This is a genomic window from Arthrobacter sp. CMU6 (genome assembly GCF_059090205.1).
This window is the reverse complement of sequence record NZ_JBNHFL010000002.1, coordinates 130,950-147,729: the sequence shown is the minus strand read 5'-3', so window position 1 is coordinate 147,729 and position 16,780 is coordinate 130,950. Positions and strand designations below refer to the sequence as shown.

12 protein-coding genes and 1 pseudogene are annotated in these 16,780 nt (G+C 66.3%); 4 read left to right on the top strand and 9 right to left on the bottom strand.

All coding sequences use genetic code 11. From position 1 onward, the window contains the following. The first annotated feature begins 134 nt into the window (after positions 1-134). Complete coding sequence (gene hrpA, locus AC5RWD_RS02045; protein ID WP_494018452.1) at positions 135-4,109, top strand: ATP-dependent RNA helicase HrpA; 3,975 nt, start codon at positions 135-137, stop codon at positions 4,107-4,109. Positions 4,110-4,732: 623 nt separating this feature from the next. Beyond that, positions 4,733-6,042: pseudogene (locus tag AC5RWD_RS02040) on the top strand (HNH endonuclease). Between the two features lie 65 nt (positions 6,043-6,107). On the opposite strand, the gene AC5RWD_RS02035 reads toward AC5RWD_RS02040, so the two are convergent. The 3 genes from AC5RWD_RS02035 to AC5RWD_RS02025 form a co-directional block, all read right to left on the bottom strand. Beyond that, a complete protein-coding gene (locus tag AC5RWD_RS02035; protein WP_494018451.1) occupies positions 6,108-6,536 on the bottom strand; it encodes an HIT family protein in 429 nt (142 codons plus the stop codon). After that, on the bottom strand, positions 6,533-7,687 hold the full coding sequence (locus tag AC5RWD_RS02030; RefSeq protein WP_494018450.1) for an NAD(P)-dependent alcohol dehydrogenase: 1,155 nt from the start codon (positions 7,685-7,687) through the stop codon (positions 6,533-6,535). The genes AC5RWD_RS02035 and AC5RWD_RS02030 overlap by 4 nt, the downstream gene beginning before the upstream one ends. 80 nt (positions 7,688-7,767) lie before the next feature. Further along, entirely contained in the window at positions 7,768-8,610 is an 843-nt protein-coding gene (locus tag AC5RWD_RS02025) for a sulfurtransferase (protein WP_494018539.1), read from the bottom strand. A gap of 85 nt (positions 8,611-8,695) precedes the next feature. Here AC5RWD_RS02025 and AC5RWD_RS02020 point away from each other — a divergent pair, with 85 nt between their 5' ends. Continuing rightward, positions 8,696-9,778 (top strand): PLP-dependent cysteine synthase family protein, encoded by a 1,083-nt coding sequence (locus tag AC5RWD_RS02020; protein ID WP_494018449.1) that lies wholly within the window; start codon positions 8,696-8,698, stop codon positions 9,776-9,778. On the opposite strand, the gene AC5RWD_RS02015 is transcribed toward AC5RWD_RS02020, so the two are convergent. Next, positions 9,775-10,431 (bottom strand): MBL fold metallo-hydrolase, encoded by a 657-nt coding sequence (locus tag AC5RWD_RS02015; RefSeq protein WP_494018448.1) that lies wholly within the window; start codon positions 10,429-10,431, stop codon positions 9,775-9,777. The two genes, AC5RWD_RS02020 and AC5RWD_RS02015, sit on opposite strands and share 4 nt — an antisense overlap. A 95-nt stretch (positions 10,432-10,526) precedes the next feature. Here AC5RWD_RS02015 and AC5RWD_RS02010 point away from each other — a divergent pair, with 95 nt between their 5' ends. Next, a complete protein-coding gene (locus AC5RWD_RS02010) occupies positions 10,527-10,991 on the top strand; it encodes a Fur family transcriptional regulator (RefSeq protein ID WP_494018447.1) in 465 nt (154 codons plus the stop codon). 34 nt (positions 10,992-11,025) lie between these two features. Here AC5RWD_RS02010 and AC5RWD_RS02005 read toward each other — a convergent pair whose 3' ends face one another. The 5 genes from AC5RWD_RS02005 to AC5RWD_RS01985 form a co-directional block, all read right to left on the bottom strand. Then, the gene (locus AC5RWD_RS02005) at positions 11,026-11,901 is read right to left on the bottom strand and encodes a metal ABC transporter permease (RefSeq protein ID WP_494018446.1); all 876 of its coding nucleotides are present in this window, start codon (positions 11,899-11,901) and stop codon (positions 11,026-11,028) included. After that, positions 11,901-12,716, bottom strand: a complete 816-nt coding sequence (locus AC5RWD_RS02000; protein ID WP_494018445.1) for a metal ABC transporter ATP-binding protein — start codon at positions 12,714-12,716, stop codon at positions 11,901-11,903. The genes AC5RWD_RS02005 and AC5RWD_RS02000 overlap by 1 nt, the downstream gene beginning before the upstream one ends. Further along, positions 12,713-13,684 (bottom strand): metal ABC transporter solute-binding protein, Zn/Mn family, encoded by a 972-nt coding sequence (locus AC5RWD_RS01995; RefSeq protein ID WP_494018444.1) that lies wholly within the window; start codon positions 13,682-13,684, stop codon positions 12,713-12,715. Before AC5RWD_RS01995 ends, AC5RWD_RS02000 begins: the two co-directional genes overlap by 4 nt. 125 nt (positions 13,685-13,809) lie before the next feature. After that, positions 13,810-14,880, bottom strand: coding sequence for a hemolysin family protein (locus AC5RWD_RS01990; RefSeq protein WP_494018443.1), 1,071 nt, complete (start codon positions 14,878-14,880; stop codon positions 13,810-13,812). Next, a complete protein-coding gene (locus AC5RWD_RS01985; protein ID WP_494018442.1) occupies positions 14,877-16,403 on the bottom strand; it encodes a hemolysin family protein in 1,527 nt (508 codons plus the stop codon). Before AC5RWD_RS01985 ends, AC5RWD_RS01990 begins: the two co-directional genes overlap by 4 nt. Between the last annotated feature and the right edge of the window lie 377 nt (positions 16,404-16,780).

The following is a 16,780-nucleotide window of genomic DNA, read 5'->3' as shown; positions in this document are numbered from 1 at the left end:
TGGCCCCGGCAACCCGCCCGCCCACACGAACCGTCCACCAACCCAAACCGTCCACCCCACCAACCATCCAGCACACACACCAAGGACCCGGCGAACGCCGGGTCCTTTTACGCCGCAGTAGACTTGTGGGAGCCATGACTTTTCACATCTCCTACCCCGCCGAGCTGCCGGTCTCCGAGCGCCGCGAGGACCTGATGGCCGCGATTGCCGCCAACCAGGTGACCATCATTGCCGGCGAGACCGGTTCCGGAAAGACCACCCAGATTCCGAAGATGTGCCTGGAACTTGGCCTGGGGGAGAACGGACTCATCGGCCACACCCAGCCGCGGCGCCTCGCGGCCCGGACGGTGGCCGAGCGGATCGCCTCCGAGCTCGGCGTCGACATCGGGCAGGAAGTGGGTTTCCAGGTCCGTTTCACCGGCGAGGTGAGCAAGTCCACCAAGGTCAAGCTGATGACCGACGGCATCCTGCTGGCCGAAATCCAGCGCGACAAGCTGCTTCGCAAATACAACGCGATCATCATCGATGAGGCCCACGAACGCAGCCTGAACATCGACTTCATCCTCGGCTACCTCAAGCGGATCCTGCCGCAGCGCCCGGACCTGAAGGTGATCATCACGTCCGCCACCATCGACCCCGAACGCTTTGCGAAGCACTTCGGCTCGGACGAGGAACCGGCACCCATTGTTGAGGTGTCCGGACGGACCTTCCCGGTGGAGATCCGGTACCGGCCCCTCTCCCAGCCGGCCGGCGGCCCGTCCACTGGCGATGACGAGGACAACTCCTCCGACGATGAACTCGAGGAAGACCGCGACCCTCTTGACGCGGTGTGCGACGCCGTCGACGAACTCGCCCTGGAGGCGCCGGGCGACATCCTCATATTCTTCTCCGGCGAGCGGGAAATCCGCGACGCCGCGGACGCCCTCCAGGCCAGGATCCAGTCCAACCGGCGGCTGGCCGGCACAGAGGTCCTGCCATTGTTCGCGCGGCTGAGCCTGCAGGAACAGCACCGGGTGTTCAATCCGGGCGGCAAGCGGCGGATCGTGCTGGCCACCAACGTGGCCGAGACCTCCCTCACCGTGCCGGGCATCAAGTACGTCATCGACACCGGCACCGCCCGCATCTCGCGCTATTCTCACCGCACCAAGGTGCAGCGGCTGCCCATCGAGCGGGTGTCCCAGGCCTCTGCCAACCAGCGTTCCGGCCGCTGTGGCCGCGTGTCGGACGGCATCGCCATCCGGCTGTATTCGGAGGACGACTTCGAGTCCCGGCCGCTCTACACCGATCCGGAAATCCTGCGCACCAACCTGGCCGCGGTCATCCTTCAGATGACCGCCATGGGGGTCGCCCGGGGGCCCAAGGACATCGAAAACTTCCCGTTCGTGGAGCCGCCGGACTCGCGGGCCATTAACGACGGCGTGACCCTCCTTCGGGAGCTCGGCGCCCTGAGTGCGCCGCAGGCAGCCACTGGCTCTCCTCAGGCGTTCACCGCTGAAGGCGGCCGAAATGCCGGCCGCAACGGCGGCGGCGGCCTGACCGCCGTCGGGCAGAAACTTGCCCAGCTTCCCGTGGACCCGCGGCTCGGCCGCATGATTGTGGAGGCCGGCAAGCGCGGCTGTGTCCGCGAAGTCATGATCCTTGCGGCGGCCCTCACCATCCAGGACCCCCGCGAGCGTCCGACAGACAAACAACAGCTGGCGGCTGAGAAGCACGCCCGCTTCCGCGACGAGAATTCCGACTTCACCGGCTACCTGAACCTTTGGAACTACATCCACGAGAAACAGCAGGAGCTGTCCTCCACCCAGTTCCGCCGGCTGTGCCGCAACGAGTTCATCAATTACCTGCGCGTCCGCGAGTGGCAGGACCTGTTTACACAGCTGCGCCAGCTGGCCCGGCCGCTGGGCATCAGCCTGGACAACAAGCGCCAGGCCGACGCCGTGGGCAACCATGAAGGCATCCACATCAGCCTCCTCTCCGGCCTCCTGAGCCACATCGGCATCCTCGACGAACGCAAACGGGAATATGCGGGCGCCAGGGGAACACGATTTGCCATCTTCCCCGGCTCGGCGCTGTTCAAAAAGTCGCCCACGTTTGTCATGGCAGCGGAACTCGTGGAGACCAGCCGGCTGTGGGCGCGGGTCGCCTCCAAGTTCGAGCCGTCGTGGGCCGAACAGGTGGCGCCGCACCTGATCAAGCGCAGCTACAGCGAACCCCACTGGTCCACCAAGATGGGCGCCGTGATGGCCTATGAAAAGGTCACCCTCTACGGCGTTCCCATCATCGCCCAGCGCCGGATCAACTTCGGCAAGGTGGATCCCGTCCTGGCGCGCGAGCTGTTCATCAGGCATGCGCTGGTCCAGGGCGAATGGAAGACGCACCACAAGTTCTTCCACCGCAACCGGGCCCTGTTGCAGGAAGTGGAAGAACTCGAGGCGCGGATGCGCCGTCGGGACCTGCTGGTGGACGACGAGACGCTCTTCGAGTTCTACGACGCACGCGTCGGCAAGGACGTCGTCTCGGAACGGCACTTCGACAAGTGGTGGAAGGACGCCCGGCAGCAGGATCCGGCGCTTCTGGACTTTGATGAGGCCCTGCTCCTGAGCGAGGATGCCGACGCGCTGGACGAGTCCGCCTACCCGAAGACGTGGCTGCATAAGGGCTTCGAACTGCCACTGAGCTATGAATTCCATCCCGTGGCACCTGGTTCGACGCCCAACCCGTCCGACGGTGTCACGGCCGAGGTCCCGGTCCTCTTCCTGAACCAGCTCGAAGACGCACCCTTCCGCTGGCTAATCCCCGGCCAGCGCGTGGAACTCGTCACCGCGCTGATCAAGTCGCTGCCGAAGCAGGTCCGCAAGAGCTTCGTTCCGGCGCCGGACGTCGCCCGGCAGGCCGTGGCTGCGCTGGAAGCGGATTTCGAACCGGCCGAGGACGAGCTGGAGAGCTCGCTGGAGCTTGTTCTGCGCCGGCTGAAGGGCCAGATCATCCCGCCCGGGTCCTGGAACTGGGAAGCAGTTCCGCCGCACCTGCGGGTGAGCTTCAAGGTGGTGGACAGCCGGGGCAAGGTCCTGGACGAAGGCAAAGACCTGGAAGCCCTGCAGGAGCGGCTCGCGCCGGCCACCCGGCGGGCCATCGCGGAATCGCTGGGCGCCACCCCCGCCACCGCCGGCCCGCGGTCTCCGAAGAAGAGCCAGCAGCAGGCCGCCCCTCAGGACGGCCGACCGCAGGCACAGGCCGGGTTCACCGAACAGTCCGGCCTGACCGAGTGGCGGTTCGGCACCCTTCAGCGCCAAGCCAGCGTCACCGTCAAGGGCCACACCGTCACCGGTTATCCCGCTCTGGTGGATGAAGGAAAATCCGTCGGCCTGCGGGTCTTCCAAACAGCATCGGAGCAGCAGGAGGCCATGCGGGGCGGCGTCATCCGGCTCCTCGCACTGCGCGTGCCCGCGCCGGACCGCTATGTCCTCGAACACCTGAACAACACGGAGAAGCTGACGTTCAGCCAGAACCCGCACGGGTCCGTCTCGGCCCTGATCGCCGACTGCGTCCTCGCGGCGGTGGACAAGCTGACGCCAGCCGAGCTTCCGTGGGACCAGGCCGCGTTCGATGCCCTGTACGAGGATGTCCGGGCGGAGCTGATCGACACCGTCTTCAGTGTGACGGCCGTCGTGGAGCGGATCCTCGCCAGCACCCGCCGGATCGAGAAGCAGCTCAGGGGCACCACGAGCCTGGCGCTCATCACCGCACTCAACGATGTCCGCAGCCAGCTTGAACAGCTGGTTTTCCCCGGCTTTGTGGCCCGGACGGGCTACGCCCAGCTGAGCCAGCTCCCCCGGTACCTCGCCGCCATCGAAAAACGCCTGGAGAAGCTCCCCGGCAACGTGCAGCGCGATGCGCTCAACATGGCGGCGGTCCAGCGGCTGGAAGATGATTACGACGACGCCGTGTCGGCTTTGCTGCCCGGCCGCCGGGCAGGTGCCGAGCTGACGCAGGTGCGCTGGATGATCGAGGAACTGAGGGTGAGCCTCTTCGCCGTCGAACTCGGAACGGCCTATTCGGTGTCCGAGAAACGGATCCGGACGGCATTGAACAAGGTGCTCGCGGCGTAGGCTCTCTTCCGTGCCAAACGACGGCCACCTCCTGCGGGAAGTGGCCGTCGTCGTCGTTTGTCCGCTGCGGCCGGTTTCAGGACGGGGCCGGATCAGAAAAGTGGCTGGGTCAGCGGGTGCCAGCGCCCACAGTGTCGGTTGGATCCAAAAAAACTTCTTGGATTACGCCGCATCTGGTGCCGGATCGGCCCTTTATTGTCAGTCCCCCTTGGCAGACTGTGTGCATGGAAGGCATGGGGAATGCAGCACTGACAGCAGGAGCGCCGCATGGCGGCGTTCTGCTGGCTGCCGCAGTTCCTGACGCCCTTCTTCCAACCGCCGTTGTTACAGACGCAGTCTTTCCTGTTGACGCGATTCCCGAGGATGAGTTCCCGGGCGGCGGGTTCCCGTTGTTCGCCAACGGCGGGCTGCCGGATGACGCGGACGATGACCCGAACTTCGTGTACCCGGACGATGTTTTCCCCGAGGACCCTTTCCCCGGGGGACAGTTTGCCGACGGCGTTTTCCCCGAGGACCCCTTCCCCGAGCTTCTCTTTAGGGACGTCCAGTTTGCAGATGTCCCGTCCGCCGGCGGCGCCGCCACCGGCACTGCCGGGGGCGGGCCCGAAACGTCGCGGGGGGATCTGGCAGACCGGGTCGCGGCGGCAACAGCTCTTCTGCCGTCGGACCTCACCGCCGACAGTGCCGCCCTGATCGACCAGACCAAGGCGCTGGAGAAACTCAAGAGCTGGGCCGCCGGGCAACAGGCCCGGCTCGCCGTCGCCTTCGAACTCCGCCACCGCCGGGAAAACGCCAACGGCGAATCACAGGCGGACAACGCCGGGCAGACCAGGGGCAGCACTCTGGCGGCCGGGGATTTGGGCAAGAAACGGCCCCAGGAACACAGCATGGGAGCGGCCGAGCAGATCGCCCTGGCCCGGGGCGAGTCCCCGCACCGCGGCGGCCGGCTCCTCGGCATGGGCAAGGCACTGGTCACCGAGATGCCACACACCCTGGCCGCCCTGGACACCGGCCAGCTCAACGAAGAACGCACCATCCACGTGGTGAAAGAAACAGCCTGCCTGAGCGTGGAAGACCGGGCAGCGGTCGATGAGGAACTGGCCGCGGATACAGGGACCTTCACCGGCGCCGGGACCCGGGCCGTCATCGCCGCCGTGAAGGCCGCCGCTATCCGGCGGGACCCACGCTCCGTCACCCAGCGTGCCAGCCACGCCGCGTCGGAGCGGTCCGTCAGCCTGCGCCCCGCCCCCCCGACTGCATGACCTATTTGACGGCCCTGCTGCCCGCCCACGAGGGAGTCGCGGTCTACGCCGCCCTGACCCGGCACGCCGCCACCCTCAAATCTGCCGGTGACCCGCGCTCCCGCAACCAGGCCATGGCCGACACCCTCGTCGAACGGACCACCGGCACCCCCGGCGGCATCACCGGCATCGACATCAGCCTCGTCATGACCGACCGCACCCTCCTCCAAGCCGACACCGAACCCGCCCGCCTCACCGGCTACGGCACCGTCCCCGCCGCCTGGGCACGGGAGCTGATAACGCAGGAAAAGAGTGACGGACGTGAGGAGCTCAAAACCTGGCTCCGCCGCCTCTACACCGCCCCAGGGACCGGCGACCTCGTCGCCATGGACTCACGACGGCGGCTGTTCCCGGCACCGCTGCGGCGCTTCATCCAGATCCGCGACAACACCTGCCGCACCCCCTACTGCGACGCACCCATCCGCCACCACGACCACATCATCCCCTGGCACGAAAACGGCCCAACCAGCCTGGCCAACGGCGCCGGACTCGGCGAAGCCTGCAACCACACCAAAGAACTCCCCGGCTGGAAAACCCAACCCAGACCAGGACCCCGGCACACCATCGAAATCACCACACCCACCGGACACACCTACCACTCAACCGCGCCACCACTGCCCGGAACCGGGTAGGGTGAGCCGATAGTCGCGGAACCACTCAGTGCGGAACCGGCGCGAATAACCGAGCTGGATTCCGCCTAAGCCTCCGGCACGAACTCCCCGTAGCCGGCGTCGCGCAGGCCGGCCCGCAGCTTTTCGGCGTTGGCATCCAGCCGCGCCGGATCCGGGTTGTGCTCGGCGGTGGCGAAGTTGAATTCCGCCATGCTGTTCGAAGGCCACACGTGCACGTGCATGTGGTTGATCTCGTAACCAGCCACGATGAGTCCTGCCCGGGCTGCCCCGAACGTTTCCACCTGCACCGCGCCGATGCGCCGCGCCACTTCCATGACCCTGGCCAGGGTTTCGGGCGAGGCGTCCGTCCAGCGGTCCACTTCCTCGGTCGGAACCACCAGCGTGTGCCCGTCAGCAAGCGGCCCCATGGTCAGGAACGCCGAGACGTCCGGCTCACGCCAGACAAACCTGCCAGGGATCTCCCCGTTGAGAATCTTGGTGAACAGCGTGCTCATGCGTCAGCCCTTTCCGACGGTTCCTGCAGTGTGGATGTATCCAGGACAAAACGGTACTTCACTTCCCCTGCGACCATCCGGTCATAGGCGTCGTTAAGTTGCTCGGCACCAACCAGTTCAATGTCCGAGACGACCCCGTGCTCGGCGCAGAAGTCGAGCATCTCCTGCGTCTCGGCGATGCCTCCGATCAGGGAGCCCGCGTAGGAAATCCGCCTCCTGATCAGTGCTCCGGGATTGATCGGCGGCATAGCTTCGGAGGGCAGCCCCAGCTGGAACAGGGCCCCGTCACGGCGCAGGGTCCGGAAAAACGGGTTGAGGTCGTGCGGTGCTGCCACCGTATCGATAATGACGTCGATGCTCCGGTTCTCAGCGGCCATGGCTTCCTCGTCCCGGGAAAGTACAACTTCGTCAGCGCCGAGTTCCAGCGCCGCCGATACCTTGGACTCCGAAGTAGTGAAGACCTTGACCTCGGCGCCCATCGCCTTCGCCAATTTGACGGCCATGTGGCCCAGGCCGCCCAGGCCCACGACGCCGACCACGTGGCCTTCCCGGACGCCGAAGTGACGCAGCGGAGAGAAGGTGGTGATGCCCGCGCAGAGCAGCGGGGCAGCCGCCGCGGGGTCCAGGTTTTCCGGCACCCGCAGGACGTACCGCCGGTCCACAACCACGGATGATGCGTAACCGCCCTGGGTGACGGCATCCCCGTTCCGGGCATCCTTGGCACCGTACGTCCCGGTCAGGCCGCGTTCACAGTACTGCTCCAGCCCTTCGAGGCAGCTCTCGCATTCGCGGCAGGAGTCCACCATGCAGCCCACGCCCACGCGGTCACCCGGCTGAAAGTCCTTCACGTCAGAGCCGACGCGGCTGACCCTGCCCACAATCTCGTGGCCCGGTACGAGAGGGTAGTTCTGGGTGCCCCACTCCCCCCGGGTGGCGTGAACGTCCGAGTGACAGAGACCGCAGAACTCGATCGCAATTTCGACGTCGTCGGGTTTGGGTGCCCGGCGGGCAACGGTCAGCCCAACCAGGCCGCTCGTGGCGGATGACGCGCCGCGGGCGGCGGCGAGGCGTCCTTCGAGGGGTCCGACGACGGTCTCATCCAGCGGGATGTGCAGGTTCAGCGGTGGGGGTACGGGGCGTCCAGGAGTCATATGGCGACGCTACCGCGGCTCGCCGATGACTACCAATTGCCGGTGGCGCTCCACGGGCCAGCGGGCCGCGCCTCCGGGGATCACTTTCCGGGTTGGTCACCCGTGGCCACCGGGCGGGAGGCGTCGTTGGACCATTCGGAGAAGGAGCCGGGGAACAGGACGGCGCTGAAGCCGGCGATTTCCAGAGCCGCTATCTCGTGGGAGGCTGTCACGCCGCTGCCGCAGTACACGGCGGTGGGCGCCGCTGCGTCGATCCCAAGGCTGGCGAAGCGCTGGCGCAACTTCTCCGCGGTCAGGAAGCGGCCGTCGTCGTCAAGGTTCCCGGTGGTGGGGGCGCTCACGGCGCCGGGAATGTGGCCGGCCCGGGGGTCCACCGGTTCGATCTCCCCGCGGTACCGTTCTGCGGCGCGTGCATCAAGCAGCACGCCTCGGGCGGACCAGTCTGCGGCACCGTCGGCGTCCGTTACGGGCATGCCGCCGCCCGTAAGTGTCACGTCTCCGGCGTCCGGCTGCACTTCGCCGCCCTCCACGGGAAGCCCTGCCCTGCGCCAGGCGGCCAGGCCGCCGTCGAGCAGGTAAACGGTCCGCACGCCGGCGTTCCGGAGCATCCACCACAACCGGGCGGCAGAGGTGTTGCCGGCATCGTCATAAGCGACCACGACGTCGCCGTCGCAAATCCCCCAGGACCGTGCCGCTTCCTGGAAGCGGGCCGCCGAAGGCAGCGGGTGGCGCCCGCGGCCCGGATCTGCGGGGTCCGCCAGCTGGGTGGGCAGGTCGACGTACACTGCACCCGGTATGTGCTCTTTCAGGTAGTGGCTATGGCCAGCCGGATCGCCAAGCACCCACCGGACATCCAGCACCACAGTCCGCTCACCGGCCGCCATCCGGGCGTCCAGGGCGGCCACGTCAATAAGAGTGTTGATCACGCATCCCACTCTAGCGGCGGCCCGCTGCCCGCGCCGGTAGGCTGATTCAGTGAGCAGGCGATTCAGTGGGCAGGCAGATTAAGTGAAGAGGGCGGGGACCCGGGACCGGGCATGGGCGGATGAGGCAGTCCGCAAGATCAACGCGGAAAACAACCGCTCGGCAGACACCCATCTGTATTCGGTGCCGCTGCCCGAACACTGGGGCGTCCAGCTGTACCTCAAGGACGAGTCCACGCACCGATCGGGAAGCCTCAAGCACCGGCTGGCCCGATCCTTGTTCCTGTTCGGGCTGGTGAACGGATGGATCCGCGAGGGCACCACCATCGTGGAGGCCTCCAGCGGCAGCACCGCGGTTTCCGAGGCCTACTTCGCACAACTTCTGGGCCTGCCGTTCATCGCCGTGATGACCCGAACCACCAGCCCGGAAAAGATCGCCCTGATCGAACAGTTCGGAGGCGCGTGCCTCCTGGTGGACCATGCCTCCGAGGTCTATGCGGCGGCCGCCGAGGTTGCCGCCACGAGCGGCGGCCACTACATGGACCAGTTCACCTACGCCGAGCGCGCCACGGACTGGCGGGGCAACAACAACATTGCCGAGTCCATCTTTGAGCAGCTGGCGCTCGAGGAGCATCCGGTCCCCCGCTGGATTGTGGTGGGGGCCGGCACGGGCGGAACCAGCGCCACGATCGGCCGCTACCTCCGCTACCACCGCCACGCCACCTCCCTGGCGGTGGTCGATCCGGAGAACTCCGCTTTCTATCCGGGGTGGCAAAGCGGCGCCGCGGACTACAGCACGGGAATGCCGTCCCGGATCGAAGGGATCGGCCGGCCCCGCATGGAGCCAAGCTTCGTCCCCTCGGTCATCGACCACATGATCCAGGTCCCGGACGCCGCCTCGGTCGCAGCCATGCGGCACCTGCACGCGCTGGCGGGCCTGCATGCCGGGCCGTCCACGGGCACCAACCTCTGGGGTGTCTGGCAGCTCGTGGCACAGATGGTGGCGGACGGGGAACGCGGCAGCGTGGTGTCCCTGATGTGCGACGGCGGTGAGCGGTACGCCGGCAGCCACTACAGTCCGGCGTGGCTGGCGGCCCAGGGACTGGATCCGCAGCCACATGAGGACACGCTGAAGGCGTTCTTCGACACGGGTGTCTGGCGGCCCTAAAGTTCCACGGATTCGCGGCTGGAGAGGTGGGTGTATTCGGTGCCGTACTTGGCCCCGATCCGCTTGACATGGCCCTCCACCAGGCCGAGGCCGCTGTCGTTCAGGAGCCCGTCGTGGATGGCGAATGCCCGCTCCGCGCGGACGCCGATCACAAAGTCCACTACCTCGCTGACCTTGTTCCACGGGGCATGGACCGGGACCAGGAGCGTGCGCACGCTGATGCCATCCGGGATGATGAACGAGTCACCCGGGTGGTACACGTTCTCGTCCACGAGGTAGCCGATGTTGGCGACCACCGGAATCTGGGGGTGAATCAGTGCGTGCTGACCGCCGAAGCTGCGGACAGCGAAGCCTGCGGCGTCAAAGGCCGTCCCCGGCTCCACGGCATGCACGCGGTCAGCGGCGTCCGGCGCTTCCTTGCGCACGTTCTGCGCCACGCCCTCCGGCGCGAAGAGCTCCAGCCCTCCGTTGTCCGCAAGGGCTGCCGCCACGGCCGGGACATCTATATGGTCGGCGTGCTCATGCGTGATGAGGACGGCGTGTGCGCCGGCCAGCGCCTCGGCGGTTTCGGAGAAGTTCCCCGGATCCAGGACCAGCACCCGGCCGTCCTTTTCGAGCCGGACACAGGCGTGCGTGTATTTTGTCAGCTTCATGAAGCCAGCCTAGGGACGGGCCGGATCAGTGTCCACGCGGCTCCGGCTGGTAACGTTAATGCTTGCCATTACCCGAAAGAAAAGCGAGTCCATCCATGCCACAACGCGCCAGCGCTGACGGCAGACCACAGGCACCTTCGACGGCGGCCGGCGGGAAAGAGCAGCGCGTCACCAAGCAGCGGATCGCTGTCAGCGCCGCCCTGGATGAGCTCAATGACTTCGTGAGCACCCAGGAGCTCTACCGGATCCTCCAAAATAAGGGTGTTTCTGTCTCCCTGGCCACCGCCTACCGGATCCTGCAGTCGCTGGCTGATGAGGAACTCGTGGATGTGCTTCGTAACGGCGACGGCGAAGCCGTCTACCGCCGCTGCACCGTGACCGTCCACCACCACCACCTCCTGTGCCGCAACTGCGGCAAGGCCGTGGAAGTGGAGGCCCCCGCCGTCGAGACCTGGGCGGCGCGGACCGCGCAGGAGCACGGCTTCACGGAAGTGGCCCACACGGTGGAGATCTATGGCCTCTGCCCCGACTGCTCCGCACGCAAGGCTGCCGCGCAGTAGGAACCCACTGCACCAGGCGCCATACCCGGCCTGCTTAGGCGGTCCGCATGACCCGGCCGTTGAGGCCGCGCTTGGCTCGGATGCGGCCGATGACCCTGCACACCACGTAGATGAGGAACGACAGCGTGGTGACGTAGGGGCTGATGGGGATACGGCCGCCAAGGGCGAGAAGTATTCCTCCCACCGTCGCAGACACAGCGAACACCACGCTCAGCAGCACCACGAGGCGCGGCGAGGACGTCACCCGCAGCGCCGCAGCGGCGGGCGTGATGAGCAGGGCTAGAACCAGCAGCGCGCCCACGATCTGGATGGACAGCGCAACGCTGACGCCGAGGAGCACCATGAAAACCAGGGCAAGCGACCGCACGGGAACACCGCGGGCCTCGGCCAGCTCCGGGTCGACGCTGGCGAAGCTCAGCGGGCGCCAGATGGCGCACAGTGCTGCCATGACCGCCACCGCCGTCCCCGCAAGAACCTGAAGCTGGACGGTGTCCACCGAGACAATTTGCCCGGTGAGGAGGCCGAACTTATTGGCGGCCCTGCCCTCGTAAAGCGACAGAAAGAGAATTCCGAGGCCGAGGCCAAAAGGCATGATCACGCCGATGATGGAGTTCTTGTCCCGCGCCCGGACACCCATGAGCCCGAGCAGCAGCGCAGCCGCCACGGACCCCACCAGGGAGCCGAACACCACGTCCGTGCCGATTAATAGCGCGAAGGCGGCGCCGGCGAACGACAGCTCGGATATTCCGTGGACGGCAAACGCCAGGTCGCGCTTCATCACGAAGGTCCCCACGAGGCCGCCGAGGAGTCCCAGCACCGCGCCGGCCCACAGCGAGTTCTGCACCAGCACCAGCAGTTCGCCATAATTCTCAAAGTTGAACACCGATTGCAGGATCGATTCCAGGTCCATCAGGAACCCTCCCCCGCAGCGGCATGCGCGTCGTCATGGTGGTGGGTGGTGGCGTCGGGAAGGCCGACGACGACGATCCGCCCGTTGGCATGGATCACTTCCACGTGGCTGTCGTAAAGATCGGAGAGAACCTCGGTGGTCATGACCTCGTGCGGCGTTCCCACGCTGAACCTGCCGCCGGCGAGATAGAGGATCCGGTCCACATAGTCGATGATCGGATTGATTTCGTGGGTGACGAACACCACGGCGCTCTTCCGGTCATGGCACTGCTTATTGATGAGTGCGCTGACGGCCTGCTGGTGGTGGAGGTCCAGGGACAGGAGCGGCTCGTCGCACAGCAGCACCTTCGGGTCGGTGGCCAGTGCCTGCGCCACGCGCAGGCGCTGCTGCTCACCGCCGGACAACTGCCCGACGGGAACCTTGGCGTAATCGCTTGCCCCGACGAGCTCCAGCAGTTCGTCTATCCTGCGGTTGGCCTTGGCGGTGCCGAGCCGTATTCCCCAGCGGTGCCCGTCGACGCCCAGGCCCACCAGGTCGCGGGCGCGCATGGGGGTGTCCGGCAGGAAGGGCTTCTGCTGCGGGATGTAGCCGATCATGTGGCTACCCCGCTCCACGGGGTGCCCGCCGAGGTCAGCCTTGCCGGAGTGAAGTTCCTGCAGCCCGAGGAGGACTTTGAGGAAGCTGGTCTTGCCGCTGCCGTTGGGTCCCAGCACCGCGAAGAACTCCCCCGGGCTGATGTCCAGGTTCAGGTCCTCCCAGAGCGTGCGCCGGCCAAACTTCAGCGACGCCTGCTTCAGGCTGATGACTGGGTTCAACGGTGGCTCTTCAGCGCGTTGCCGATGTTTTCCACGTTGTCCGCCATCCATTCCAGGTAGGTCTTGCCGTCCGGAAGCGTTTCGGTGAAGTTCACCACCGGTGTACCCGCGGCATTGGCCGCGTTCTTGACGGCCTGGGTCTGCGGGCCTTCCGTCTGCTCGTTGTAGGCGAGGAAACTCGTGTCCTTTGCGGCGGCCGTCGAGGTGGCTGCCTTCAGGACTGCGGGCGGAACATCAGCGCCTTCCTCCACTGCGGCCGTGTACTCGACAGGGGTGCGGTTCTCCAGGCCTGCCGCTTCCAACAGGTAGAGGGGCACCGGTTCCGTCACGGCGACGCCGGCACCGCCGTGCGAGGTCTTCATTGCGGAAATCTTACTCTCCAGCTTCACGAGACCGGCCTTGAACTCGGCAGCGTTGGCGGTGAACTGGGAGGCCGAGGCGGCGTCGAGCGCACCGAGGCGGGCCGCCACAGCATCGGCAAGATGCGTCATGGCGTCAAAGCTGTACCAGACGTGTTCATTGAAGTCGCCGTGGTCATGGGAATGCCCGTCCCCGGCGTGGGCGGATGCGGTGCCCGCCGGCTCCGGCGCCAGTCCAGACACCTCCACGGCACTGACGATGTTCTCGTGCGGCACCTTGCTGTCGTCCGCCAGGGTGTGGATGAAGTCGTCGTAGCCGCCGCCGTTTTCCACCACCAGCTTAGCCTTGGACACCGCAAGCCGGTCCTGGGCGTTGGCCTCGTACGAGTGCGGATCCTGGCTGGAACGGGAGATGATGGCCGCGACGCTGACTTTGTCCCCGCCGATCGCCTCAACAATTTCGCCGTATACGTTCGTGGACGTGACGACGGCGATGCGGCCGTTGGCCTCTGCGCCTGCTGTCCCAGCTGCCGGCGAACCACAGCCGGTGAGGAGCAGGCCGACGCCGGCCACGGCAGCGGTCAGGAAAGTTCGGACGTTGCTGGCCACGGGAATACCTCGGTTCTGGAAATGACAGGTTGCGGGGAGGGGCAACCCGTACTCGAGTGTATCGCTAAATGGGAATGATTCCTATTTAGAAGTCGCGACGGCGGCGGACCGGGGCGCCCGGGCGGCTATCCGCCGTCGGGCCTGCCCAGCCGACGGATGCCCTTGGCCTGGGTAGCATCCCGGATCTCCCCCACGAGCTGCTCGATCACATCCTCCAGGAACAGCACGCCCTCGGTACGCCCTCCCGGCCCGATGACGCGCGCCAGATGCGAGCCCGAGCGCTGCATCACGGACATTGCCTTTTCGATCTCGTCATCACGCGAAAGGTTGGCCAGTGACCGGATGCGGCTCTCCGCGATGGGCTGTTCATAACCGGATTCCGGGATGGCAAGCACGTCCTTGATGTGGAGGTACCCGGCGAGCAGGCCGTCGTCGTCCAGCATTGGGAAGCGGGAGAAGCCGGTGCGGCTGACGGCCTTTTCAAACTCCAGCGGGGACGTCGAAGACCTCAGCATGACCAGCCGGTCCAGCGGGACCATGACACTGGCGGCGGTGTGTTCGGAAAATTCCAGGGCACCGGTGATCAGGCCGGCGTCGTCATCCACCAGGCCATGCCGCGTGGACTCCTGCACGATGGATTGCACTTCCTCCAGCGTGAACGTGGAATTGACCTCGTCCTTGGGCTCGATGCGCATCAGCCTCAGGACGTGGTTCGCGGACCAGTTCAGTGCGGTGATGACCGGGTTCACAATCCTTGCAACGAACATCAGCGGCGGAGCCAGGAGCAGCGCTGCCTTGTCGGCAACGGACACGGAAATGTTCTTGGGCACCATCTCGCCGAACGTCACGTGCAGGAACGTCACCAGCATGAGGGCCACAGCGAACGCCGAGACGTCCGCAATTTCCGTCGGCACACCCAACCCGGCCAGGGGCACCGCCAGCAAGTGGTGAATGGCCGGCTCCGCAACCAGCAGGATCAGCAGCGAACACACCGTGATTCCCAGTTGCGCGCATGCCAGCATCAGCGAGACATTCTCCATGGCCCGAAGGGTGGTCTGCGCGCGCAGTACGCCATCGTCCGCCAGCGGCTCGATCTGGCTTCGGCGTGCGGACATGACGGCGAACTCCGCGGCCACGAAAAACGCGTTGCCCAGGAGCAGCAGCACCAGCCAGAGCAGTCCCGCCCAGTCGCTCATGGCTGGCCGCCGTTTCCAAACATGCCGTTCGCTGACATGCCGTTCCCTGGCCTGCCGTGGCTAGCCGGGCCGCGCTTGGACGGCCCGCGCCCCGACGGGCTTTTCCTGGCTGCTCCGTTGCCGGCGCTGCCGCTTTTGGCGCTGCCGTTTTTGGCGGCGCCGTTTTTGGCGGCGCCGTTGACAGCCGCACGTCCGGACTGCTGGTCCGCGGCGGGACCATCGTCCGGTTCACGGTGGGGCCTGAAGCAGATTCGGTCGATGCGCCGGCCGTCCATCCTGGTGACGCTGAGCGTTCCGCCGCCCGCTTCCACCGTGTCTCCAACCTCGGGTATCCGTCCAAGCTCGCTCATGACATAGCCGCCGACCGTCTCGTACGCGGCCTCGTCGGGAACGGTCAGGCCCGGAATCTGTTCCGAGAGCTCATCGGGCCGCATCAGGCCCGGAAAGTACCAGTCACCGGAAGCGCTTTGCAGCAGCCCCGGCCGGACCTTGTCGTGCTCGTCGGCCACTTCGCCCACGATTTCCTCGACCAGGTCCTCCAGCGTGGCGATCCCGGCAGTCCCGCCGTACTCGTCCAGCACCACGGCAAGCTGCAGGTTGCCCTCCCGCAGCTCAGCCAGCAGGGCGTCGAGGTGGATGGTTTCCGGCACCCTGAGGACGTCCGTCATGATGGCGCCCGCCTCAAGCTTTCGCCGCCGGCCCGGAGGGACGGCAATCGCTTTCTTCACGTGCACCAGACCGCGGATGTCGTCCGCCGACTCACCGATGACGGGGAAGCGCGAATATCCGCTGCGGCGGGCGGCGTCGATGATGTCCGATACCGGTTGTTCGGCGTCGATGGTTTCGACGCGGATGCGCGGAGTCATCACGTCTGCCGCGGTGCGGCCGGAGAAGTTCAGCGTTCGGGCAATGAAGTTCGCGGTCCCCGGATCCAGCGTGCCCATGGCCGCCGACCGGCGCACCAGGGAGGCGAGCTCCGCCGGCGTGCGGGCCCCGGAAATCTCCTCCTTGGCCTCCAGCCCGAAGACGTTCAGGACCTTGTTGGAGAAGCCGTTCAGGACCACGATGGCAGGCTTGAATATCGCGGTGAAGATCAGCTGCGGCCGTGCCAGGGCACGGCCCATGCGGAACGCGAGGGCAATGGCCATGTTTTTGGGAACGAGCTCACCCAGGAGCATGGACAGGCCGGTCGCGATCACCATCGCGACCACCAGGGAGACCGAATGGGCAACCGGCCCAGGGACACCGACGGCCGCAAGCGGCACCTCGAGCAGCGCCCCCACGGACGGTTCCATGACGTACCCCGTCAACAGCGTTGTCATGGTGATGCCGAGCTGGCAGCTGGACAACTGCGTGGACAGGGATTTCAGGCACTTGAGCAGCGGCACTGCCGCGGTGTCGCCGTCGTCAACGGCACGCTGCACTGTGGGCTGATCCAGCGCAATAAGGGAAAATTCAACGGCGACGAAGAAGCCGGTTCCGAGGATGAGCAGCAGGCCGGCGGCGACAAGGAGCCACTCCATCACGGGCCAGCCGGGAGTCGTCGGCAGCTGGCCGGGCCAGTGGGTTTGCCGGCGCCGCGGTGGGGCCCTGCGGCGCAGGCCGCGCCCCGCTCCAAGCCCACAGGCCGGCACCTGGATTTACCGTCCATGGCACCTATATTTACTGTCCATAAGGATTGCAGTCTACAGGAGCAGGGTGCCGCCACAGAGGACGGAAGCTGCCCACCCCGCCCGCCCGAAATCAATGCCCGCGCATGATGGAACGGACACTGTTCTGGCTCGTTTGGACGGCTATTTCGCCACAAATCGGACGGTACATGATTTGGGTCACCCTTATTGGCAGTTAAGCCGGAACGGTCACTAGACTGGCAAGAGTCTGGGTTCATAGGACACAGAAA

What these genes read in the sequence shown, in the direction of transcription:
- hrpA (WP_494018452.1), top strand. Translation starts at nt 135, where the DNA reads ATGACTTTTCACATCTCCTACCCCGCCGAGCTGCCGGTCTCCGAGCGC.
- AC5RWD_RS02035 (WP_494018451.1), bottom strand. Translation starts at nt 6,536, where the DNA reads ATGAGCACGCTGTTCACCAAGATTCTCAACGGGGAGATCCCTGGCAGG.
- AC5RWD_RS02030 (WP_494018450.1), bottom strand. Translation starts at nt 7,687, where the DNA reads ATGACTCCTGGACGCCCCGTACCCCCACCGCTGAACCTGCACATCCCG.
- AC5RWD_RS02015 (WP_494018448.1), bottom strand. Translation starts at nt 10,431, where the DNA reads ATGAAGCTGACAAAATACACGCACGCCTGTGTCCGGCTCGAAAAGGAC.
- AC5RWD_RS02010 (WP_494018447.1), top strand. Translation starts at nt 10,527, where the DNA reads ATGCCACAACGCGCCAGCGCTGACGGCAGACCACAGGCACCTTCGACG.
- AC5RWD_RS02005 (WP_494018446.1), bottom strand. Translation starts at nt 11,901, where the DNA reads ATGGACCTGGAATCGATCCTGCAATCGGTGTTCAACTTTGAGAATTAT.
- AC5RWD_RS01990 (WP_494018443.1), bottom strand. Translation starts at nt 14,880, where the DNA reads ATGAGCGACTGGGCGGGACTGCTCTGGCTGGTGCTGCTGCTCCTGGGC.
- AC5RWD_RS01985 (WP_494018442.1), bottom strand. Translation starts at nt 16,403, where the DNA reads ATGGAGTGGCTCCTTGTCGCCGCCGGCCTGCTGCTCATCCTCGGAACC.